The organism is Arsenicibacter sp. R0_47 (assembly GCF_057652235.1).
In genome coordinates this window covers 79,982-103,561 of record NZ_JBYFCJ010000027.1, presented here as the reverse complement: position 1 = coordinate 103,561, position 23,580 = coordinate 79,982, and the positions used below count along the sequence as shown (strand labels likewise).

Annotated in this window: 13 protein-coding genes; 8 read left to right on the top strand and 5 right to left on the bottom strand. The window is 54.6% G+C overall.

The window, feature by feature from the left end; genetic code table 11:
- The first annotated feature begins 203 nt into the window (after positions 1-203).
- From AC23NW_RS28905 to AC23NW_RS28890, 4 genes are all read left to right on the top strand, one after another.
- On the top strand, positions 204-2,153 hold the full coding sequence (locus tag AC23NW_RS28905; RefSeq protein ID WP_487453957.1) for an ATP-binding protein: 1,950 nt from the start codon (positions 204-206) through the stop codon (positions 2,151-2,153).
- A complete protein-coding gene (locus tag AC23NW_RS28900) occupies positions 2,104-2,733 on the top strand; it encodes a response regulator (protein ID WP_487453956.1) in 630 nt (209 codons plus the stop codon). Before AC23NW_RS28905 ends, AC23NW_RS28900 begins: the two co-directional genes overlap by 50 nt.
- Before the next feature lie 339 nt (positions 2,734-3,072).
- Positions 3,073-3,225: a hypothetical protein gene (locus tag AC23NW_RS28895; RefSeq protein ID WP_487453955.1), complete on the top strand. Its 153-nt coding sequence runs from the start codon at positions 3,073-3,075 to the stop codon at positions 3,223-3,225.
- Positions 3,226-3,427: 202 nt separating this feature from the next.
- A complete protein-coding gene (locus AC23NW_RS28890; protein WP_487453953.1) occupies positions 3,428-5,887 on the top strand; it encodes a glycine-rich protein in 2,460 nt (819 codons plus the stop codon).
- A 304-nt stretch (positions 5,888-6,191) separates the two neighbouring features.
- Here the strand turns inward: AC23NW_RS28890 and AC23NW_RS28885 are convergent, their stop codons facing one another.
- The 5 genes from AC23NW_RS28885 to rhaM form a co-directional block, all read right to left on the bottom strand.
- The gene (locus tag AC23NW_RS28885) at positions 6,192-9,818 is read right to left on the bottom strand and encodes a DUF4450 domain-containing protein (protein WP_487453951.1); all 3,627 of its coding nucleotides are present in this window, start codon (positions 9,816-9,818) and stop codon (positions 6,192-6,194) included.
- A 109-nt stretch (positions 9,819-9,927) separates the two neighbouring features.
- A complete protein-coding gene (locus AC23NW_RS28880) occupies positions 9,928-11,427 on the bottom strand; it encodes a RagB/SusD family nutrient uptake outer membrane protein (protein ID WP_487453949.1) in 1,500 nt (499 codons plus the stop codon).
- 10 nt (positions 11,428-11,437) lie between these two features.
- Positions 11,438-14,620: a SusC/RagA family TonB-linked outer membrane protein gene (locus AC23NW_RS28875; RefSeq protein WP_487453948.1), complete on the bottom strand. Its 3,183-nt coding sequence runs from the start codon at positions 14,618-14,620 to the stop codon at positions 11,438-11,440.
- Between the two features lie 278 nt (positions 14,621-14,898).
- The gene (locus AC23NW_RS28870; protein WP_487453947.1) at positions 14,899-15,798 is read right to left on the bottom strand and encodes an N-acetylmuramoyl-L-alanine amidase family protein; all 900 of its coding nucleotides are present in this window, start codon (positions 15,796-15,798) and stop codon (positions 14,899-14,901) included.
- A 120-nt stretch (positions 15,799-15,918) separates the two neighbouring features.
- Positions 15,919-16,233, bottom strand: coding sequence for an L-rhamnose mutarotase (gene rhaM, locus AC23NW_RS28865; protein ID WP_487453946.1), 315 nt, complete (start codon positions 16,231-16,233; stop codon positions 15,919-15,921).
- A gap of 229 nt (positions 16,234-16,462) precedes the next feature.
- Between rhaM and AC23NW_RS28860 the strand changes: the two genes are divergently transcribed.
- The 4 genes from AC23NW_RS28860 to AC23NW_RS28845 all read left to right on the top strand — a co-directional run bounded on the left by AC23NW_RS28860 (position 16,463) and on the right by AC23NW_RS28845 (position 23,427).
- A complete protein-coding gene (locus AC23NW_RS28860) occupies positions 16,463-17,050 on the top strand; it encodes an RNA polymerase sigma factor (RefSeq protein ID WP_293837309.1) in 588 nt (195 codons plus the stop codon).
- Between the two features lie 68 nt (positions 17,051-17,118).
- Complete coding sequence (locus tag AC23NW_RS28855; RefSeq protein ID WP_487453944.1) at positions 17,119-18,252, top strand: FecR family protein; 1,134 nt, start codon at positions 17,119-17,121, stop codon at positions 18,250-18,252.
- A gap of 256 nt (positions 18,253-18,508) precedes the next feature.
- A complete protein-coding gene (locus AC23NW_RS28850) occupies positions 18,509-21,793 on the top strand; it encodes a TonB-dependent receptor (protein WP_487453942.1) in 3,285 nt (1,094 codons plus the stop codon).
- A 14-nt stretch (positions 21,794-21,807) separates the two neighbouring features.
- Entirely contained in the window at positions 21,808-23,427 is a 1,620-nt protein-coding gene (locus AC23NW_RS28845) for a RagB/SusD family nutrient uptake outer membrane protein (RefSeq protein ID WP_293837306.1), read from the top strand.
- Positions 23,428-23,580: the final 153 nt, after the last annotated feature.

Genomic DNA, 23,580 nt, shown 5'->3' with positions numbered 1-23,580 from the left:
AAAAGCCCTGAACAGTTTGAGCAGGAGTATTATACTAAACTTGCAAGTTCAGTGTGCCGCTAAACCGGACCACCTCATACAGTATTTACCCATTGCCTAAACAGATATTTTTTATCGAATGCCTTGATTTGGTTAGACAAAAGGCATATGCTAACTTACAAGTTCAAAAACAACCTGCACGTTTGTAAGCATCTATGTTGAATATGCCTGCACTCTCTTTGAAAGTCGCCCGGATTCCGTTTGCAATAGCAGTACTGATACTACCCTTTCTGAATCTGTTTTTTCCGTTATCGCCAATAGACCCGTCTGGCTTTGGCTACCGCCTTACTGATTCGTTTAGCCGTGTTTTTCTCAACAACCGGGTGCTGGTTACCCCGGCCTTCCAACTGATACCAGGTGAGTCGGTGGCAAGTCTCAAAAAGCGAATCCGGCAAACATATACACCCAACCTTCACCCTTATTTAGTTTCGCACGGGCACTCATCGAACGTGCCGACGGGCTGGATCTATACAGAGTTGACCAATCCCACGGCTAAGCCCTCGGAGGTAGTGCTATCGTTCCTGCCGCACCGTTGCGGGCGGGCTACGTTATTTCTGGTTCGGCCGAGCCACGTTCGGCCGGGCCACGTTCAGCTCGACTCAGTGGCAACCCTACGCCAAAACACGCCCCTTTCGCAGCGGTTTTTCACCACCTATCAGTATGCCCTGCCCTTTACCGTGCCGCCAGGCCAAACCATAGGCGTGCTGCTCCGTACCGACACCTATGTGGGTTACAACGAGGTAGACCTGACCCTAAGCAGTCGGGCTTCGTTTATGGAAAAGTTACTGGTTAACAACATGATGGAGCTATTGGTCATTTTCAGTTGCCTTGTTATCGGGCTTACTACCCTGGCGGTGGGTATCGCTACACCCAGTCGGTTCATGAGCATCTTCGCCTGCATGATGCTGGTCATTATGCTACAGGTTGCTGCGTTTTATGGCTATCTGAGCGCCCTTCCTTATCCCGGTTTTATGTCTTTCAATAGCAGTAACATTATTTCCTGCTGCTGGTTTACGCTCATCGTTACGAGTCAGCTATTTATTTATGAAGTCTTTAAACCGGCAATCCAGGCGGTGCGCTGGTATAAACCCTGTATGTACACCCTGATTGGGATTTGTCTGGTTGGGGTATTGCTGCATTTGCTGCCCCCCCAGGTATATTCGTATCTGAATGTACCTATTAACCGAACCTTGATGGTGACGACCTATGTGGGCCTGTGCTTTCTGGGTTATTTCAGTTTTGTGGCCTACCGGCGGGCAGGTATTGCCTATATGGGATTGTTTACGCTGGTGTTTGTTGGCGATATGGTGGTGCGAAAATTGATCGAATTGTTGATAAACCAAAACTTGTCGCTGCTCAAATTTCCGTCGCCGGTCCATAATCCGCTGTTGCTGATTGGCTTGCTCACCTACCTGACCGTGATGCAGTTCCGGCGCGAACTCATTAGTAAACGCCGGATGGGCCAACAGCTTCGGCAAACTCAGGAACACATGGACGCATTGCGCCGACAGGAAATTGAGCGCATTGGCCGCGACCTGCACGATCAGGTGGGCAATACCTTAGCCTCAGCCACGGGCTACCTCAGCCACCAGCAGGCCGACCCGGGTAAAAGCCTTCAGCTCATTCGCACGGCCATTACCGAGCTGCGCTTTCTGAGTCATAACCTCGTCAAAGACGACAACCGCCCCCTGACCGAAAAAATCCAGACGCTGGTGGAGCGATTCAATGACTTCTCCGACATCCGGTTTGTGTTTAAAGATTATTCGGGCAACCGGGCCGACCAACTCACGGCTACTCAGCAACAGAGTATCTATCACATTGTGCAGGAGTTGTTTACCAACATTGTGCGGCACTCAGGCGCAAGCCGGGTGTATGTGCAGTTTTTTGTCGATGACCAAACCCTGGAGGTGTCCGTAGAAGACGATGGTGTTGGCTTTGACTTGACAACCGCCCTCGAAAAGGGCGTGGGCCTGCAAAATATGTTTAAACGGGCCGAACTGGCCCGGATTACCCTCTATTTCGATTCGACCCCTACCGGAACGAATGTCCAAATGACGCTACACAATGAAAAAGCCCTACCGAACCATTCTGATCGACGACCACAAGTTGTTTAACGATGGCCTGAGCCTGATCCTGAACAACTCCCCCGACTTCACGGTGGTGGCGCAGGTTTTTGACAGTCAACTAGCCCACGATGCCTGCGACCAACACCGCCCCGATTTGGTGCTGGTGGATTTCAATATGCCCGATCTGGATGGGTTGGCCGTTGTGGCGCAGATCCGGCAATTGCCTTTCCGTTGTCGGATTGTGGTGGTCAGTATGTATGCCGAGCAACCCGAAATTGCCCGTTTCATGGCCCTGAACGTGGATGGCTACCTGGCCAAAACCATTCCTGCCGTGCAACTGCTGGAGTCCTTGCAACGGGTGATGCAGAGAGAACGCGTGTTTTTGAGTGACAAGCGTCCCGTCACATCAACACTCCCCCCCGATTATTTCTGGCTCAACTACCAGCTCACCCGGCGCGAAGTGGATATTCTGCAACAGCTCAAAGCCGGTCTGTCGTCGGAGCAGATAGCTGTTGCGCTGGAGCTCAGCTATCATACAGTACAGACTCACCGCCGGAATATTAACCGCAAACTGCCCTTCAAAACGGATAAGGAGTTTTATGATTTTCTGAATATGCTGGGTGAGTGAGCAATTTTTACAGACGTACTGATCCAACGATACTCTGAAGATATAGGTTTTAGAATTGATGCGCTAAGGCTGGCAGGGCAAAGCGACAACCAGGTAAGAAAGGCCCTATCCAAACTCAAAACACATCATGACTCATTGGGCCCGGTTTCTCATTGGGAATCGGGCCTTTTTTGTAGATAGGCGCCCTTTTTCGCGCGCCAACCACTTCATTTTGATGTAGATCCCCACCAAAATTTTAATCTAAAATACCGGGTACCCGGTATTTTTTAGTAGTCTGATTTTTTCTTTTTCGAGAAAAACAGTAAGTTCTTTGGGGTTTGATAATCTAAACCGCTTTTTATGCAAACCTCTCTACTTACTACCCGAACTTCCACGGCGGGCATGTCCTGCCCGGCGGGCCAATCGCGGGACTATGCGCTGCTCCGTTTCCGGAGTGGCTTACTCTTCTCTCAACAGCTGCTGCCCCTAACCAGCCCCGACCTGAGCCGTTGACCTCATTATGGTGGCAGCAGCGCATCCTTAATGAGTGATGATCCGGAATAGCTACCACCTGCGGCTTTGGCCCAACCAAGTGGGTTGCTGTTCATTCTGTGGGTATCAGACAAACAGCATAGCCAAAGCCATAAGGCGCAATGCAATGTCACGTAAGTTTTTCAAAAGTACAGATACAATCAAGTCATTTATTAGTCAAAGCATGATTACCAATACTCTATTCTCTCTTGAGCGGCTGCGGGCTGCCTGTTTTCATTTGCTATCCGGGGCCGTCCGTAAGCGCACCCCGCCGGGCATCCCCCCCCTATTCCTGAGCCTGTTGGTTTGTTTATTTACCGCCCCCGACTGCTTTGGCCAGGCACCCACCAGCACCACGTTCAGCTACAATGGAACCAACGGCACCGATGGCTCGGTGCAGAGCTTCACGGTTCCCACGGGCGTTACCCAACTCACGGTGGTGGCCTTTGGGGCAGGGGGAACAAACAGTTCTGGGCTAGGTGGCCGGGTGGATGCGGTGATGAGCGTCACCGCCGGTCAGGTACTGAACATTTACGTGGGTGGATCGCCCGTTAGCATCGGGAACATAGGCGGCTACAATGGGGGGGCTGCCGGTGGTAGTGCCGGGAATAGTGCGGGTGCGGGTGGTGGTGCTACGGATATCCGGATTGGGGGTACTGCATTAGCCAACCGCGTGCTGGTAGCCGGTGGTGGTGGTGGTAGTGGTAATCAGAATCCTGGTCCGGGTGGTAAGGGTGGTGATCTAACGGGTGGTATTGGTGGTGGTACTGCTGGTGGTGGTGGTGGCACTCCATCCGCTGGTGGTGCTGGTGGTACTGGTAATCCTGGTGCTGGTTTTGGCGGTGCTAACGGTAATCCTGGTAGTCTGGGGCAGGGTGGTGTTGGTGGTAGAGGTGCTAGTCCTGCTGTGGGTGCTGATGGTGGTGGTGGTGGCGGTGGTTATTATGGCGGTGGTGGTGGTGGTGTTAATAGTGTTAACAGTGGTGGTGCTAGTAGTACTGGAGGAGGTGGTGGTGGTAGTTCCTATGCCGACCCCACCCTCGTTACATCGGTATCTCACACGCAGGGAGGCAACCTTAACGTTAGTGGTAATGGGTCCAGTCATGGGCGGTTAACGATTTCGTATCAGACTGGCCCCGCCCCGCAGACCAGTCCCGTCTCGTTCAGCTACAATGGCACCGACGGCACCGATGGTTCAGTACAGAGTTTCACGGTTCCCACGGGCGTTACCCAACTCACGGTAGTGGCCTTTGGGGCACGGGGACGGACAGGCGGGACCGCGGGCGTAGGCGGGGGCAGGGTAGATGCGGTGATGAGCGTCACGGCTGGCCAGGTACTGACCATTGTCGTGGGTGGGCAACCCACGGTCCCCCAAACGGGCGGCTACAATGGGGGTGGCACAGGTGGTACCACGGGTACCGGCGGTGGCGGTGGTGGTGCTACGGATATCCGGACTGGTGGTACAGCGTTGAGCAATCGCGTGCTGGTAGCCGGTGGTGGTGGTGGTGGTGGTTGTAATATTAATTTTGGTGGTCCTGGTGGTGGTCTTGGTGGTGGTGGTGGTTTTCCAGTTCTTGGTGGTGGTGCTGGTGGTCAGCAAGGCAATGGTGGTAATAGTGGTGGTGGTACTAGTACTTCTGGCGTTTTGGGTATTGGTGGTGATGGTGGTGATGGTGGTGGCGGTGGCGGTGGTGGTTATTATGGTGGAGGTGGTGGTGATGGTGGTAGTGGTTGTGCTACTGATGGTTCTGGTGGTGGTGGCAGTTCCTATACCGCCCCCAGCATTACATCGTTCACGCACACGCAGGGGGCAGGGTCCGGCAATGGGTTGTTAACGATTTCGTATCAGACTGCCAGCCTCTCGCTTTCCCTCATTACACAGACCACTCCCAACCCAACCAGTAGCAGCGCAACAGTCTCTGTCACGGCCACCAATGGAACTGGACCTTACAGCTACACATGGATTGCTCCGGCAGATATTACGCTCACACCCGGCACTAACAGTTCGTCGGTACAGGCCACGGCTAACGCGTGTATCACGGGGACTCGCACCCTGACGGTTCTGGTACAGGATAGCTCGTCGCCTCCCGTCAGCACGTCAGCCACGGTCACCCTCTCCTTTACCGGGGTTTCGGTTTCAGTCATAGCCACACCGTCGCTCACCATCGCCTCAGGCAGTAGTGTAACGCTCACCGCATCGGGGGCTGATAGCTACACCTGGAGCAATGGCTCAACAGCCAACCCGCTTGTTTTGAGCAGTGTAACCTCAGCTACGGCTTTCTCGGTGACGGGCGTAAGGGGCGTGTGTTCGGCAACGGCCAGTGCGGCTGTGAGTGTAACCCGGTCGTCGCCCTGTACAGATGGGTTAACCACCCCACCCTCGGCGAGTGGGTTTGCCGCATCGGGAACTCTGGACGCGAGCCACTGCACTATTGATCTGGTGGCAAATGGTTTTGGGTCATCGTTTGTGGTAACGGGGCCCGGCGGTTATGTGTATAGCTGTGTGTTCCGCTGCACGGGTCAGTATGCGTTGGTATTCAAAGGAGTGAAACTACCTGGTGAGTACACCTTGCGGGTATATAACCAGAACCTGTTTGCGCCGGTTGTACAGACCATCACAGTGGGCGGTACAGGCTGTAATTGATGCGAATCAATGGTACGGCTATTCGATAAATTAACGTAACAAACGGAAATAAACAGTCTGCTATGAGTCATAGCAGACTGTTTGAAGTGCCAAATATTGATCTGTAGTATCACAATCTAAGGATGAATATTTAGACATTTTTCTATAAAGGAAGTAAAAAAGTCCGGAGTACGAAGAAGAGGTAAGCTTTCTTCATGCTCCGGACTTTTTCATTTTATGCCAGGCAGGCGGGTATCATTTCTTATGATATGGCGTTTAGTAAGTGCATCAGGGAAGGTCTCGCCTCAACAGAGTCCCCTTCCCCCTACTCCCGCACCAGCGTCACCGCCAGTAGCCCGATGATTACGTCGTTGGCGATGGCCCGTACCCGCAGTTGTTTCAAGGTCTTGCCCGGCTGAAGCGGCAGGTCCAGCACGGTGGCCGCCCCGCCGTCGATGGCACGGTTGGTGAATCCCTTGATGCTGGTATAGTCAGTCTCTCCGCGTACGATCCTGCCCGTTTTCAGATGGACCCGGTACGGCACCGGCTGCGCCAGCCGGAAGGCATAGCCATCGACATAATAATCCTGCTCAACCGGCCACCAGGTATCGGGGTTGCGTAACGCTAACCGGTCGTGGGTGCCGTCGGTGTACTCCACCAAAACCTCTCCGTTATCGAGCTGACTCTGCATCGGGTTTGAGGTTCCGGCCATCAGCAGGTAGGCGTGTGCGGCACGGCCGGTCAACGGGACACTGGCTTCGTGCGGGTAATTATCCCACTGCGAGACGAACAGCGTGTTCGGCTGCGCGCCAACGCCCGGCGTCCGGAACGGGATACCGCCCGGCAGGTAAATCTCCTCTTTCGCACCGGCGAGCTGCCGCAGACCGGCGTCATCAATAACCGCGTCAGTGTTCGGGTAGCACCAGTTGCCGATGCCCTGCTCCGGTAGCTGCAACGTGGGCGAATCAGGGCGGGGCGACAGATACTTATTGCGGAAAATGTTGGTAATCCGGTCATTGAACAGCCCGGCCATCGGGACCGGTTCTGTGCGTTTGGGCGATGTGGTGGCCGTCCAGTTCATCAACTGACCGGTTGCCGGCTGACCACCCTGCCAACGCAGTGCCAGCGTGTTACTCCCCAACACAACCTGACTGGCGGGCACCGTAATCTCGCCGGACGCACTCCCCGCAGCCACCGAAACCGGCAGACTGTAGGTTGCATTTACCCGCAGGGTTCCCCGAACCGGTGTCTGCGTATGGTTCACGATGCGGAAGCGCAGTTCAGGGCTTTCTGCCGTCGTCGTGTGTTCAAACGATATCGGGTCGGTTACGGTAATGTGCAGCGGCTCCCACCACGTAAATGCCCCCTGCCGGAGCTGAACAAACATCGTCCGGTGTCCCTTTTCACCGGCAACGGTGCCGCTCAGGCTGCGGTCATCGTTTGTTAACCGGCCTGCGACCTGCTGCGGGTCAGCTACCCCGACAACCTTTGCCCTGGCAAACCGCGCCGATAACGCCGCACCAATCGCCTGTTCCGGCAGGGTCGGTGCGGCTTCCAGCGCTGCCCCCGACCAAACCAGGTCTATTTCATACTGTGCTGCGGCCTCCGCCTGTATGGCCACTACCGGACTACCAACCGAAGCCGGTACAACCGACCAGGAAACAGGCTTCCCATTGACGGTTACCTGCGTGAGTTGTTCCGTGTGCGCTTTTACCTGGAGCCGGAGCGCCATCGGCTGACCAAACGTTGGCTTGATCGCGTAGCGTTCGGTGGTCTGCCCACTCCTGCGTTCGCGGGTAAACGAAAACTGCACGTCGGGAATCGTCAGATGAGCCGTATCCCAGGCGTCGGGCAATCCCGGACGGATGGTCAGCGTATGGCTCAGGGCATCGGGCACAATCCCGAACAGGCCTTCCACCACCGACCGCGCCGCCATGCCGACCGGATCGGCAAAGTCGCGGTAGAGCTCGCCCCGGTTGGCATCGTAAAACGACAGCTGCTGAAAATTGCCCGGACTGGCGCCCACATACATGCTCTCGACCAGGGCACTTTTCCAGAGCCGGAAGGCTTCGTTCGTACGCCCTCCCTGCCAGTAGGCCAGGCTGGTGTGCATCAGTTCGGCCAGCACCACATTATTCAGCGACCAGTCATACGGCATCCAGTTGGTGGTTGACAGGGTATACAGGCTGGTGTCGGCCAGGCCCGTCGCCCGGATCGGGATGTGCGGGATTTCATGGTCGACATACCGAAGGGTCTGGTAGGCCCGCATCGGGTCGGGCACGTCAGAGTCAATGGCGTGGTAAACGGTCCAGAGTCCGGCCGCCGGATGCAGCAGTTGCTTACCCAATAAATCCTTGTATTCTGCGTACCAGCCTTTGCGCGGCAACCAAAGCTGGCTGTTTACCGCCCGTAAAATCGTATCGGCTTCCTGCCGGTACGGTTCCGGATTCTCGCCGATGAGTGCCGCCAGCCGCGCGGCTATGCGGTTAGCGCGGTAGTTATAGGCCGACGAATGCGTCACCCCGCCCCCGCTGTACTGTAAGGCATCGCTGGCCCAGATACAGCAATAGGCATCGTAAAGGCCGTCGTTATTGGCGTCGAAATTGCGTTTCTCCCAGGCCAGGTGGCGGGTCAGCACCGGCCAGATTTCACGGACAAAGGCTAGGTCGCCCGTCCAGTTGATGTGCCAGAGGAGTTCGTCGATGTAGACGAGGTTCATGTCATAGTGGTGTGGCCGGAAATCACCGTTGGGGTTCCGGCAGATGTAGCCGCTGCTGAACACGGTATTCCCCAGCTTTTCCTGCTGCCGGGCAAAATGCAGCAGGGTGTCCGGCACATTCGGGCCCGTCAGCGGTTCGGTGAGCTGCGATTTGGCATAGGCCCGGAAGTGGGTCCGCGACCGGTCGTGCCAGCCCAGCGGGTCACCGGCATACGGTCCCCGCCAGCCATTCAGCCGCATGCGCCAGGCCACGGCCCCGTGCATGTACGTGGGCGTTTCCCAGATGGCATCGGCCGCCACGCTCAGGGCACCACCCAGGGTATTGATCCATGGGTCCGGCGTCCGGATAATGACCCGGTCAGCCAGTGCTTTCCGGGCCTGTTCGGCCTGCACAGCCAGCGCCGGCAGTTCGGCAGCGGTCAGTGTCTGGCGCGTACCGGGCACCTGAATGCCCGCAACCACCGGCACACCGGCCGCTAACACCACTGACCCGACTACCACCGGCGCACCGGCGGCTTCCGAACGCAGCAGCTCAGCCGGAGAGGCTTGCTTCCCGGCGTCACCGGTTTTCAGTGTGGTACCGGCGGGGAACGTCCCAATCAATTTCCGCCGCTGAGCAGCAGCCCCGAAATGGAGCGTAAAGCCGGACGCGTTCAGGTCAATCTGGTTGGCCGCACAGTTTTCGGGTTTCAGGTAAAAGCTCGATTCCGGGTCGGCACCAATATCACCGTCGCGGTTCAGCTTTTTACCCGTCGCACCGCCAAAGGCATACACCAGCGACACCCCTTCGGACAACGTTCCGGTAGCACGTGCCTCAACCAGCAGCCCCTCGGCATCGCTCATGGCCCATACCGTCAGGTGCAGGGTAGCCTTGCCTAACAAGGGGTCTTCAATGGTATAGAGCATGGCTCCCGGCCGGTAGCGGGCGGTAATGGTGCCGGCGTCCATCAACCATTTACCCGTTCCGTTTGCCGCCAGCCCCAGCCGCAGCGTACCGCCGATACCCGGCAGGTAGAGCGCAAACTCCGGAAGATCCCCCGCTTCGGCGCGGAAGGCGGTGTTGGTCCCGTACAATGCCCGGTTAAACCGCCGCTTCCCATTGACCGTGACAAAATCGCCGCCGTCAGGGCGGTAATGCAGGGTACGCGGCTGGTTGTGCCAGCCCGGCTGCATCTGGGCGAACAACGCTGTATGCAGGCAAAGGCCGGTAAGCAACAGAATGAGTTTTCTCATAACAAACAAAACTTCCCGAAAGCAAAGGCAATCGGGAAGTCGGTTTACAAACAAATAATCAGCAAACTAGTCCGGTAACACGGATTGCCAATCCGTGCTACATAATAGCCTAATAACCGGCGTTCTGGACGTACAGTCCTTGTTTTACGTCCAGCTCGGTTTGCGGAACCGGATACAGGATGTAGTTTTTCTGGAACGGCAGCATCACTTTCTGGACATCTTCGGCCGTTACCCAAGCCGGAATAACCGTATCCACCACGCCAAACCGCACCAGATCATGCCAGCGCGAGCCCTCCGCCGCAAATTCGAGCCGGCGCTCTTTCAGCAACTGTGTCAGCGTTACGTTGGTCGTTGCGGCCAGCCCGGCGCGGGTCCGGATCTGGTTCACGATGGCATCTACATCGGCCTGCGCACCCGACGCCCCGCGCAGGATGCATTCGGCTTTCAGCATCAGAATATCCGCATACCGGAAGACAATGAAGTTGATCGGCCAGTCAACACGGTTAGTCGGCACCTTGGTCAGGTCAACGTATTTCTTGAAGAACGAGCGTGTTTCAGCCACACCATTGTAGACGTAGCCCGACTGGATGGTAAATGCCTTGCGCGTGTCTTTGGCATCATAGGCGTTCAGCAGGTCGGTCGATACCGGCCGGATCGTCAGACCACCCTGCACCGCTTTCCCCTGCGACTGAAACCAGGTATCCGGCACCAGTACCCACGGGAATGTGCCGCCCACCACCGGACTCAGACCCGTCTGGTACTGAATGTCAAAAATCACCTCGGCGCTGTTCTCGTTGGTGTAGGAGAACACGTTGGCATAGCTCGATTGCAGCGAGAACTTACCGCTGGCAATGATTTCGTTCAGCAGCGACAGCGCATTGCCCCACTCATTGGCACCCACACCCGGCCCTTCGATGTCGTAGTTTTTGCCGGAGCGTGTCATATACACCAGTGCCAGGGCCGCCTTTGCCGCAAATTTGGTTGGCCGGCCTTTGTCGGCCGTGGCGTAGGTTTCGGGCAGGTTGGTATTGGCAAACTGTAAATCGGAGATAATCAGCTTGTACACGTCTTCAACCGGACTGCGCGGAATCGCCAGTACCTCGTTGGCCGTAGCCGGTTTGTCGATCACCGGCACCTTACCGAACCAGCGTACCAGGTCAAAGTAAAAGAATGCCCGCAGGAACTTCGCTTCGGCTTCGAGGCGCGTTTTCAGGCTCTGGTCGGTAATGACCTTGCCGTTTTTCGCCAGCTGATCGAGCAGGACGTTGGCGCGGTAAACGCCGTTGTAATTGGCACTCCACGCATCCGACACGTACGGGTTCGAGGCAATCGTTTTGTGGAAGCTGTTGATGCCTTCCCAGTCACGGACACCACCATCCGACACGGCATAGAGGTTGTCTGAACGCGTTTCGGACAGGTTCAGCTGCCGGTCCGGATAGCCCCGCAGATCGTTATAGATTGCGTTTGAGGCTTGCAGGAAGTCATTGGTCTGCGTATAGAACGTAGCCGTTGTCGCCTGCGAAATAGGAATCTGCGTCAGATCGCTGGTACACGATTCCAGTACCAGAGTCGTTAAAGCAGGGAGTATATAGGATTTGAATGATTTCATGTCTGTTTTATTAAAACGTTACGTTCAGACCAAAGACCAGCGAACGAGGCAGCGGCAATCCGCCGTAATCACCCGGCTCAGGGTACTGCGAGCTACCCGACAAATCGGTATTCGACGCTTCGGGGTTGAATCCACCCTTGTATTTATCGAATCCGAAGAAGTTTTCAGCCGTCATGTAAATCCGCGCGCCCTGAACGAATTTCGTTTTCATCAGGCTACCCAGGTCATAACCCAGCGTAATGTTCCGTACCCGTACATAGTCCGATGAGTACAGCCAGTCCGTATTTTTAATCCGTCCGAAGGTTGAATACGCTTTACCCACAACACCATCGCCCGGGTCTGACGGCGAACGCCAGCGGTCACGGTAGAAACCCAGGGCGTTGTCGGTGAAGCCCTGACCTGTCCGGCCCAGCGCACGGCCCAGCAGTGAGTAAATCGAGCCGCCGTTCTGGCCCTGTACCAGCACCGTCAGGTCAAAGCCTTTGTAACGCAGGGTATTGGTAATACCCCACATGTATTTCGGCGTCGGCCGGCCCACAATCATGCGGTCGTTGGCATCAATGACACCATCGCTGTTGGCATCGAAGTATTTCGGATCACCCACGGTTTGCGACCCGTATAGCGCGGCCTTGTTGTCAATGTCCTGCTGACTCAGAATACCGGTTTGCTTCACTACGTAGATGCTGTACAGCGGCTGACCGATTTTCAGCATTGAATGCGAAATATCAAACGACGACGGAATCAGGATCTGATCGACACCGCCGGCCAGCGACACCACCTTATTGGCGTTGTGGCTGAAATTGAGCGAGGTATTCCACTTCAGGGCGCCGGTGGTATTCCGCGTATTCAGTTCAATTTCCCAGCCCGTGTTCCGGACACTACCCGCGTTGCTCAGGTACGAGGCGAAACCGGTTGCACCCGGCAGTGGTACGTTCAACAACAGATTCGTGTTCAGCTTGTTGTATACATCAAACGCAGCCGAAATACGGTTATTCAGGACTGATACGTCGAAACCAACGTCGAATGTCCGTGAGTTTTCCCAGCCCAGATCAGGGTTGGTCACCCCTGCCGGTGCCTGACCAACGGCAGCCACTCCGTTAAAGGTATAGTTGTACGTACCCAGTGTCGGGATGGTGCTGTAATCGCCGATGTTGTAGTTCCCCGACGTACCCCAGCTGGCCCGCAGTTTCAGGTCATTAATCGCCGGCACAGCCTTCATAAATGCCTCTTCCGACACGCGCCAGCCGACCGAAGCCGACGGGAATACGCCCCAGCGTGTGTTGGCCCCGAAGCGCGACGAACCATCGCGGCGGATACTGGCCGACAGCAGATACTTGCTGGCATAGCTGTACTGAACCCGACCGAAATACGAAATCAGGACGTTACGGGCTTCCGACGTGTTGCCGGTTACGCCGTTTGCTGCATTCAGCGTTGTAATGGCGTTGCTGCTATAACCGCCGTTCGAGCTCAGCGATGCCGACTCAATTTTATCGGAGTTATACGAAAGACCGGCCAGAACGGTTACGTCATGCTTGTCGGCAAAGAGTTTGCTGTAGGTCAGCGTATTTTCGTTCACAAACGTCCGTTTCCGGTACGTGCTGAACGAACCCGAAGTCAGGGTGGTCAGCTGTGCCAGACGGGTCTGGTATGAACCGGATACGCTGTACGGCGTGTATGATTTTGACGCGTTGTCGGTGTTATCGAGGTTGATGGTTGTCCGAAAGTTCAGGCCGGGAATGATCTGGTAATCCGCGTAGGTCGATGTCAGCGTGCGGAACCGCTTCGTTTCGCCGATGATGTTCTGCAACTTACCGATCGGGCTGTTCGGCGACACGCTCCAGCGGTACTGACCGTTGTTACCCACGTTCGGATAAACCCCCATTGTGTCTTCCTGTACCGGTGTAAAGCTCACCATCTGGTGCAGAATGTTATCTTTACCTTCTACGCCCGGATCGTTGTTCACCGAATAGGTCGGCGCAATGTTGAGGCCCAGTTTCAGCTTCTTGCTAGCATTGACTTCCACATTGGCCCGTGCCGAATAGGCTGTATAGTCGGTGTTGATCACCATACCTTCCTGACGGACGTAGTTACACGATATGTAATAGCGTACAAATTCGTTACCGCCGCTGGCCGACAGCTGATGGTTCTGGGTCAGCCCTTTGCGGAATGCCTCATCCTGCCAGTCGAGGTAGCGCAGGCCGGGGTGGCCCGGCTGTGCCCAGCGGTCGTCGGTCATGTAGGTTGTGTTCACCTGCCCGACCGGCAGACCCAGAATCACGCGGCGCTGTTCGTTAGTTTGGGATGCCGTCCGGTTCGGAGCCGATGCCACCCACTGGGCATTGATCATTTCCGTCGCGCGGTCTACCCACTCATCGGCGCTCAGCATGTCCAGTTTACGGCTACGCTCCATATATCCCGTAAAGGTGTTCAGCGTCACTTTCGGACGGCCTGACTGACCACGTTTGGTAGTAATCAGGACAACCCCGTTGGCGGCCCGCGACCCGTAAATGGCGGCCGCCGCGGCATCTTTCAGGACCTGAATTGACTCAATATCGTTCGGGTTGATGTTATCCAGCGGGTTACCAGTGGCAAAGTTACCCGAGCCGTTCGGGCGGGCCGTTGCCAGCGGGAAACCGTCAATCACATACAACGGCTCGTTACCGGCCGTAATAGAGCCCGTACCCCGTACCTGAATGCTGAAGCCTTTGCCCAGTGCACCACTCGTCTGCTTTACCTGCACACCGGCCATCTGACCCACCAGCGCCTGATCGACGCGGAGAATCGGCCGCTGGTCAATTGTTTTGGCATTGAACGACGCCACAGCGCCGGTTACATCGGCTTTCTTCGCCGTACCGTACCCGATCACCACCACTTCGCTGAGTGATTTAGTATCCGGTTCCAGCTTAATGTTAATGACTGACTGGCTTTTAACCGGAATTTCCTGCGTTACATAACCGATAAACGAAAACGTCAATACCGCATTGCCGGCATTGGTCAGTTTGAGGCTATAGGCGCCTTTTGCATCTGTAACAGCGCCGGTACTTGATCCTTTCTGCACCACGTTTACGCCTGGCAGCGGCTCACCGTTTTCGGATGTTGTAACAACACCCGTTATCACCTGCGCCATCGCCATACTGCTGAGCAGTAGCAGCGCGCTCAGGGCGAACGAACATACATAAAACAATCTCCTCATATCACATCAAAGGTTTCAAACTGATAGTATTAACCAAATAGTACTTTAATAGCGACAAATTTGACTTAAACCAGCCCGTTTACCCTCCCGTACCTACCTGTTATGATTATTTTTTGAATTTGTAAGTCATTGCCAGGACAGATGAATTGTATTATTTTTATACGTGCACGGTTCGCTCTGTACGCGTGCTGAAAACAGAAAACCGGGCTGTGTGTCGCCTTATACAGGAGACATACAACCCGGCTTCCGGACTCATAAACGGGCCTTACCGGCCGTGCTTACTGACGTTGATAATCGGCCTGAATACCTTCGTAAATCCAGTTTGCCAGCGCCTGCCGGTTGTCAGCAATCAGGAACCGGCGCTGGTCCTTGGTATTCTGAATATTGCCTAATTCAATGAAGACGGTCGGCGGATGGCTGTTTTTAACCACATACAGGCTGCTGCGCTCCGACACACTGCCCAGATACGAGCGGTTGGGCTGACAACGCCGGTAGCAATTCCCGAAACGCTGCTGTAAGGTGGTCGCCAGGCGCTTGCCCGCCACACTGTCTTGGTGGTGGTAGAAAAACACGTCGATCATTTCCCGCTCGCTCCGGCTATCGACATGGATGGCCAGCAACCGCTGGTAAGCATTCTTATGTTTTTTATGTAGCTGGTTAACCGCATCCGTTCCCTGTTTCAGACGGGCTGTCTGGTTCAGCGGAATCGCCAGATTCGGGTACGCCACCTCGTCATGGTCGAGTTTCAGGATTTTTTCGTCCCGGATACCGTCGTTTTTGTCCTGTACTGTCATGTATACCGTAGCGCCGTGTTCTACTAAAACCCGGGCGAGGCGGATGGTTACGTCATAGGCATATTCATCTTCGGCCAGTTTATGAACACCATACTGGCCGATCGCGCCCGGATCGGGACCGCCGTGACCGGGAGCCAGATAAAACACGGCTCCGCTCAGTTTCCGGTCTTTCACCACCACCCGCGCGTATTTTTCGCCCAGCAGCGGCATGGTTACCACGCTGGCCGCCGTGGCCACTTTTTTAGTGTCCAGCCGTTTGGTTGCCGCCGTGCGGGTAGTCTTTTTCACCGCCGTCGTTTTTTTCACCGACTGTTCCTTTTTAGGGTTACTCATAACCGGCTGCACCACACCGGCGGCCAATGCCCACAGTAAAGCCTGAAGCATTAGTTTCTGCCCTTTCCTCATTCCGTTACACATTGCTTTTCCGGGTAGTATACGCGTATTCATATTCAGTAAACGACTTTTAAAACAAATAGATTGAGCCGGCATTATCTAATGAACCAACTAGTCCATATGAAAGACCCGTTCGAGGGCGATGACCACCGGTGAGTTATCCGGATTGGTATCCATCAGGTCGGCCATGTAAGCCCACCAGCGTTTCATGATGTCGAGGGCAGGCAAGGTATCCGTTGTATGCCCTTCCACGCGCTTCTGTACCGCAAAGAGGCGGCCCGTTGACCTATCCAGAAAAATAGAATAATCCCGGACACCGGCTTCCGTCAGTAAGGCCGATAATTCAGGCCAGATTTCATCGTGCCGGCGCTTGTATTCTGCGTCAACGCCTGGCTTCAGCTGCATAGTAAACGCTATTTCTTCCATTTTTTGGGGTCGGGGTAAACGATTTCGGATGATGTTCAGCAAATTGGGGGCCAAACTTAGGAAACTCTCCTCTTTTTTTAAAACACTCGTTACTTACCGTACCGTTACCCCACGATTTCTATCTGCCAGTATGACAATTGCAAGTTTTCCCTGGACTAAGCAAAACCGGTTTTTTTGTGTTAAATTTGTAGGATAGTTGCTCAATGATTGGTACTACTTTTTGGCAAACTTGTCTACATATCACAACGAATCAGTCCTCTGGGATGCTTTCCGGCAAGGAGATATAGAGGCATTTGAGCAAATCTACCGGACCCACTCATCGGCTCTGCTCGGCTATGGCAAACGCCTGTCAACGGATCATGATCTGGTGAAAGACGCCATTCAGGACGTATTCATCGAAATCTGGAAACGCCGGGAAAACCTCCGCGATCTGCATACGATCAAATTCTACCTGTTCCGCGTACTCCGGAACAGACTGACCAATCTGCAACAGAAAGCCCTGACAGTCAGCACCGAAGAAGCGCCGATCGACGAAGAATTGCTGCTCACTCCTTCCATTGAGCTGATTCTGACGGAAGAAGAAACCCTGACCGATCAGCAGCACCGGTTGCAGCGCGCGATTGAGGCGTTGCCCAACCGCCAGCGCGAAGCCATTATGCTGGCCTTCTTTCACAACTTCAGCAACGACGAAATTGCCCGCATCATGGGCATCAATCATCAGTCGGTGATCAACAATCTCAACCGCGCCTTTGCTGCTCTGCGCGTTTCGCTGACCGATTTCTCCCTGATTCTCTGCATGCTTTTAAACTATTTTTAATTTTTTTTAAAATCCCTGAGTTGTTCGGGCCGGTTCTGCTCTATTGTCTGTAGAACGGTGCCTGAAGCATGAAAGAAAAAAATTACCGACGGGAGGATTTTGTTGCCGATTCCTATTTCCGGCAATGGGTAAAGAGTCCCGACGAAGCCTCTTCAAAATACTGGCAGCTCTTTCTGGACCAGCATCCCGAACAAGGGGAAACGGTCCGGCAAGCGACGGATCTCGTGCATAAACTTAGCGAGGTCACGACTCGGCTGGCGGGTACGGCAAATCCGGCCGAAGAGGATGCTATCTGGCAGGCAATTCACCAGCAGATTGTACAAAACCAGGAAGAGCCCCACAGTCCTGAACCGGTCGCCCGTCCGGTATGGGGCCGGTTCCGCTGGGTCGCAGCTGCCTCCGTGGCGGTAGTGGCCGGGCTAAGCTGGTGGCTGCTTTACCCGGACACGGCACCGTCTCAGCAAACACTGACTCACCAATCCGCTACGTCAACACCGCCGCAACTTGTCGAAAAAGTAAACACCACCCAACAGCCTGTATTCGTCGTGCTGACGGACGGCAGCTCTGTTATTCTGCAAAAAAACAGCCGCCTGACTTACGACAAATCGTTGTCGGGCAATCGCCGGGAAGTTACCCTTGACGGCGAGGCCTATTTCGACGTAGCCAAAGACTCTCATAAACCCTTTATCGTCTATGCCAACGATCTTGTAACGAAGGTATTAGGCACCAGTTTTAACGTCCGCGCCTACAGCGGCGCCAAAGATGTGGTGGTTACTGTCCGGTCCGGCCGGGTATCGGTTTTCCCACAGGCAGACATTACGCGTGCACCCGAACAACTTACTTCTGATAAATTGACCGGAATGGTTCTGTCACCAAACGAGCAGGCTGTATATAGTCGTACAGATGCCCGTTTGGTGCAGACCAGACCGAACGAAACAAGTGATGCCAAAGCACTTGCCTTCCAGCCGGTCAACGCTGACTATCAGGCTGTTCCTGTTCGGGAAGTATTTAAAGACATTGAACGATCGTATGGATTACCGGTTGTTTTTTCCAATCAGGCAGTCGGCAACTGCCGCCTGACCGCTGACTTACGGGAAGGAACGCTGGCGCAAAAGCTCGACATCATCTGTGCAACTGTCGAAGCAAACTGGGACATACAGGCTACGCAGATTGTTGTATCCGGAAGAGGCTGCCACCCTTGATCCTGATTTCCTGAATCCCTGTTACCAAAAATCCTGAATTATTAACTAATACTATACGTTTACGATGGCTTAAACGCGTTATCAATAAAAAAGGAGTCAGTAATGCACCACCATCACTGACTCCCGAAGATCCCCAGGTCCTGTGTAGAACATCCGAAAAACGGATGGCAGGGAAGATTTTGCCTAACCAAAAAACAAAACCCGATTCAAAGTTATGAAAAGACACCTATTCTCCAAGAATATTGGATGGACTGTCATGAAGTTAACTTTACTACAAGTAATATTAGCAGCTTTATTTACGAATGTTTCCCTCGCACTCGATGGACGTGCGCAGGGCGCATTAGATCGTCGGATTACACTTCAGATCGCCAATAAACGGATAAGCGAAGTGCTTGGCCGGCTGGAAAAAGCAGCCGACGTTAAGTTCTCGTATAGTCCTGATTTGATCCAGGCAAACCGGCAGGTTTCCCTGCGGGCGTCCAACGAAAGTCTGGCCAGTGTATTAACAGAACTCTTTGAGCCTCTGTCGATCCGCTATGAGATGATCGGTAACCGGATCGTCCTGAGCCGTGGCTCGCTGGTGTTTCGGGGCGCACCCGCTGCTCTCAAACTGCCCACTATTCCGCTATCGACGGCGATGCCTCCTCTGACCGTTCGCGGCCGGGTACTCGACGAAACAAACAAGCCGGTGCCAAGTGCCACGGTGTTGCTGAAAGGCACCTCAACCGTCGGTACGGTAACCGACGTGGAAGGCCGCTTCAGCCTGAATGTTCCGGAAGGAAATTCGGTGCTGGTTATTTCGTCGATCGGCTTCAAGTCGCAGGAAGTGCCGGTAAACAACCGCCTGACCATCGACGTCATTCTGGAATCGGATGTCCGCTCGCTGAATGAGGTAGTCGTGGTTGGTTACGGTACCCAGCGCCGCGCCGAAGTTACCTCAGCCGTTACGTCGGTGAAGGTAGAAGACTTCAACCAGGGTGGTACGCGGAACGCGCTTGACCTGATCCAGGGGAAAGTGGCCGGTCTGCAGATTACCCGTACACAGGGCAACAACCCGAACTCAGGTGTGGCCATCCAGCTGCGGGGTATCGTTTCGATCAACGGTGACCGCTCACCGCTGGTCGTTATCGATGGTATTCCGGGCGGTAACCTGGACCTGCTGCAACAGGACGATATCGAATCATTCGACGTCCTGAAAGACGGTTCGGCCGCTGCCATCTACGGTACCCGGGCCAACGCCGGCGTTATCCTGATCACAACGAAAAAAGGCAAGGCGGGTCCTGCCCGGTTCGACTACTCGACCTATGCACAGCGCGAAGTAGTGGCCAAGCGCCCCCGTTACCTGACGGCCGAAGAATGGCGGAATTACCGCAATGACCCGGCCAACGTGAAGGCCGGTCAGATGCAAGACCTCGGCGCGTCAACGGATTTCTACGATCTGCTGCTCGACAAGCAAAACATCAGCCAGTACCATAACCTGGCAATGTCGGGCGGTAGCAGCAACAGCAACTACCGGGCCTCAATGTACTACAACGAAGCCAACCCGATTACGATCCAGAACTGGCGCCGTCAGTACGGTGGCCGTCTGAGCTTCAACCAGCGCGGACTGAACGACCGGTTAACGGCTCAGGTGAATCTGGCCACGAACTTCAACCGTGCCAACCTGCTGGGTGGTTCAACCGGCGACTTTGAAAACGCGCTGGGCCGGAACCCGACACAGCCGGTGTTCGATACCAACGGTAAGTACTACGAAGAAGGCTCAACCACGAACCCGATCGGCCGCCTGAATCAGGAGAAAAACCGCCGCGATCAGCAGACGACATCGGCTGATGTCCGGTTTACGCTGGAACCAATCGACGGACTGAAAGCATCGGTATTCGGTGCCCTGATGCGGGATTCCCAGAACGATAACGAATACCGCCGGACGGATTCGCGTTTCTCACAGATCGGTACGCTGAACGGTACGCCGGTAAACGGTACAGGCTACGGCCGTAAGCGGAATTACCTGTTGAACAACTACACGTTCGAATCGACACTGGAGTACAGCCGTCGTTTCAACGACGATCACTCGATCCGCGCCCTGGCTGGTTACAGCTACCAGTACGGCGTAGAAGAATCGTTTGAAGCCGCAAACTCAGGCTTCCTGAACAACGCCTTCGAAGAAAACAACCTTGGTGCCGGCAACTTCATCCAGTTAGGTAAATCGTCCCTGGCCAGCAGCAAACAGGATAACACACTGATCGCGTTCTTCGGCCGGATCAACTACGATTATAAAGACAAGTACCTGTTGCAGTTTATCCTGCGTCGCGAAGGTTCGTCACGTTTCGGTGCCAACAACAAGTTCGGTAACTTCCCTGCGGTATCGGCGGGCTGGAACATTACCAACGAGCCGTTCATGAACCAGTATACGTTCATCAACAACCTGAAACTGCGTGCCGGTTTCGGGGTAACGGGTAACCAGGGTATTCCGAACTACCAGTCGCTGGTACGGCTGGGCACAGGTAACCTCTACCTGAACGACGATGGTGTATGGCGTCAGACGTATGGCCCGAACAACAACCCGAACCCGAACCTGCGCTGGGAACGGAAAAACGAAGTAAACGTCGGTCTTGATTTCGGTCTGTTCAACAACCGCCTGTCGGGCGCTATCGAGGTGTACAAACGCCGGACAACCGACCTGCTGGGTAACTTCAACACGCAGTTGCCGCCGTATATCCAGTCGACGCTGTTTACGAACGTAGGTACGGTTGACAACAACGGTATCGAAGTAACCCTGAGCGGTAACATCATGAAAAAAGGTGATTTCCGCTGGGATATGGACCTGATGGGAAGCTGGCAGAAAAACAAGCTGGTTGCTTTCTCTGACGACGTGTTCAAGGTTACGTTCCTGACTTTCGGTGATATCGGTGGTTTCGGTGCCCTCGGGCCGGCTATCCGTACGATTGAAGGCGGGCCGCTGGGCAGCTTCTACGGGAAGCGTTTCGCCGGTTTCACACCGGAAGGCAAATGGTTGTTCTACAAAGCAACCGGCGAAGCGGTAACGGCCGACAAAATCGTACCGAACGACGACTTCTCGTACATCGGCAACGGTATTCCAAAATATTATCTGTCGTGGACAAACAACCTGAAATACAAGAACTTTGACCTGACCGTTTTCTTCCGCGGCAAGTTTAAGTTCGACATCCTGAACCTGCAGCAGGCGTTCTCGGGTAACAAAGTGTATCTGCCAAACAACGTATTACTGGATGCCATTACGCGCAACAACCAGATCAACGACGTGTTGCAGTACTCTGACTATTACCTGGAGCGCGGCGACTTCGTGAAGCTGGACAACCTGACCCTGGGCTATAACTTTAAGTTCAAGACGCCGTTTGTCCGCAATCTCCGTCTGTATGCAACAGGACGCAATCTGCTTACGATCACCGGCTACCGGGGCTTAGACCCTGAAGTAGACGATACAGGGCTGGCACCTGGTATCGACGGCCGCGGCTTCTATCCGCGCACCCGCTCATTCACCGTTGGTCTTAATGTCGGATTTTAATCAGAACCTACCCTATGAATCGCATAACAAAAGGACTTTTGATGACCGGCCTGGTTGGCGTTATGTCAGGCATGAATGCCTGCACAAACCTCGACGAAACGCTGTATAGCCAGATCAGTGCCGATAACTTTTACAATAACCGTCAGGAAATTCTGTCGGCCGTACTACGGCCTTATACCCACGCCAATGCCTGGATGGCCCCGACCGGTCAGCGCAGTTTCTGGCGGTTGAACGAATTCTCGGCCGATCAGCTGGCATGGCCGCAAAAAGGCCGTCACGGCTACGACGACGCGCAGTGGATCCGTCTGCACGGCCACAGCTGGGTATACACCGAAAGCAACATCTGGGACCCATGGCGGCTGATTTTCACCGGTATCGGTTTCTGTAACAACACCATCGGTGATTTTGACAAAATCAACTTCCAGGCAGCCGGTGTCTCCAACCAGGAGCGCGACGCCTTCCTGGCTGAGCTGAAAGTGTTCCGGGCGTACCACTACATGAAGCTCATGGACCTCTACGGCAATATCCCGCTCGTAACTACAGTGGGAACGCCCCTGAGTCCGCCGACGGTGCCGCGTGCCGAAATCTTTGCCTTTGTCGAAAAAGAACTGAAGGAAAACGTTGACAAGCTGCCGAACCTGAGCAAGGCCATGATCGGCCGGGTTACCAAGGCGGCCGGTTACTCGATGCTGTCGGAACTGTACCTGAACGCTCAGGTATGGTCAGGCACGGCCCGCTGGGATGAGTGTATCGCGGCTTGCGATAAAATCCTCAAGGGCGAAACCGGCGGCCTGAACGGCACTCCGGCTCTGGATGCCGACCTGCTCGCCACGTACAGCAATACCAACGACAACTCAAAGGAAATCCTGTTCCAGCTGGTGTATGACTACCAGCTTACGCCGACACGTTGCGGCTGGAGCGGCGACTTCTACCACTTTGCCCAGCGGTTTATCTACGACGGTGACGCCAACGGGAACAACGGTGTGGTGGTTATCCCGAGCGCCTACGACGCGTTCAAGGACAATGACCTCCGGAAATCGACCTGGATGCTGATCGGGCCGCAGGTATATGCAACGAACCCGTCGCAGCCGGTACTGGCAACGGAAGAATACAAAGGCAAGCAGCTGGTATTCGTGAAGGAAATCCGTCGTGCATCGGAAGGCGGTACCCGTTCGACGATGATCGACGGGGAGGAAAACAGCGGCGCGCGCTTTAATAAGTACCGCCCGGGCCGTCAGTCAGAAGCGAAATACTGGAGCAACGACTGGGCGCTGTACCGGTTGACCGACATCTATTTCAACAAGGCCGAGGCCCTGATGCGCAAAAACAACGGAACGGCCACGGCCGAAGCCGTTCAGCTGATCAACGATACCCGCAAGCGGGCATTCAGCGCGGCTGATTTCGCCAAAGAAGCGTATACGACTACCACCCTGACGATGCCGGAACTGCTGGCAGAGCGCGGTCGTGAGTTTATCTTCGAAGGCAAGCGCCGTACCGACATGATCCGTTTCGGAGCATTCCATACGTATTCATGGTGGGATCACCAGCCAAGCAACGAGTCGAAGAACCTGTTCCCGATTCCGCAGCTCCAGATGGCAGCGAACCCGAACCTGAAACAAAACCCCGGCTACTAATCGGCCGTAAATGAATATACCACATAGTCCCATAGGGCACATAAGAGATAATAAATCTTTATTTTTCTATGTGGCTATGTGGTATAAAACCATCAGACAATGTTTGTGTGCTTAGTGATTGAGTGATCCGCCCGCTGTCTTGACATCCTGTAC

What these genes read in the sequence shown, in the direction of transcription:
- AC23NW_RS28905 (WP_487453957.1), top strand. Translation starts at nt 204, where the DNA reads ATGCCTGCACTCTCTTTGAAAGTCGCCCGGATTCCGTTTGCAATAGCA.
- AC23NW_RS28900 (WP_487453956.1), top strand. Translation starts at nt 2,104, where the DNA reads ATGAAAAAGCCCTACCGAACCATTCTGATCGACGACCACAAGTTGTTT.
- AC23NW_RS28895 (WP_487453955.1), top strand. Translation starts at nt 3,073, where the DNA reads ATGCAAACCTCTCTACTTACTACCCGAACTTCCACGGCGGGCATGTCC.
- AC23NW_RS28890 (WP_487453953.1), top strand. Translation starts at nt 3,428, where the DNA reads ATGATTACCAATACTCTATTCTCTCTTGAGCGGCTGCGGGCTGCCTGT.
- AC23NW_RS28885 (WP_487453951.1), bottom strand. Translation starts at nt 9,818, where the DNA reads ATGAGAAAACTCATTCTGTTGCTTACCGGCCTTTGCCTGCATACAGCG.
- AC23NW_RS28880 (WP_487453949.1), bottom strand. Translation starts at nt 11,427, where the DNA reads ATGAAATCATTCAAATCCTATATACTCCCTGCTTTAACGACTCTGGTA.
- AC23NW_RS28875 (WP_487453948.1), bottom strand. Translation starts at nt 14,620, where the DNA reads ATGAGGAGATTGTTTTATGTATGTTCGTTCGCCCTGAGCGCGCTGCTA.
- AC23NW_RS28870 (WP_487453947.1), bottom strand. Translation starts at nt 15,798, where the DNA reads ATGCTTCAGGCTTTACTGTGGGCATTGGCCGCCGGTGTGGTGCAGCCG.
- rhaM (WP_487453946.1), bottom strand. Translation starts at nt 16,233, where the DNA reads ATGGAAGAAATAGCGTTTACTATGCAGCTGAAGCCAGGCGTTGACGCA.
- AC23NW_RS28855 (WP_487453944.1), top strand. Translation starts at nt 17,119, where the DNA reads ATGAAAGAAAAAAATTACCGACGGGAGGATTTTGTTGCCGATTCCTAT.
- AC23NW_RS28850 (WP_487453942.1), top strand. Translation starts at nt 18,509, where the DNA reads ATGAAGTTAACTTTACTACAAGTAATATTAGCAGCTTTATTTACGAAT.
- AC23NW_RS28845 (WP_293837306.1), top strand. Translation starts at nt 21,808, where the DNA reads ATGAATCGCATAACAAAAGGACTTTTGATGACCGGCCTGGTTGGCGTT.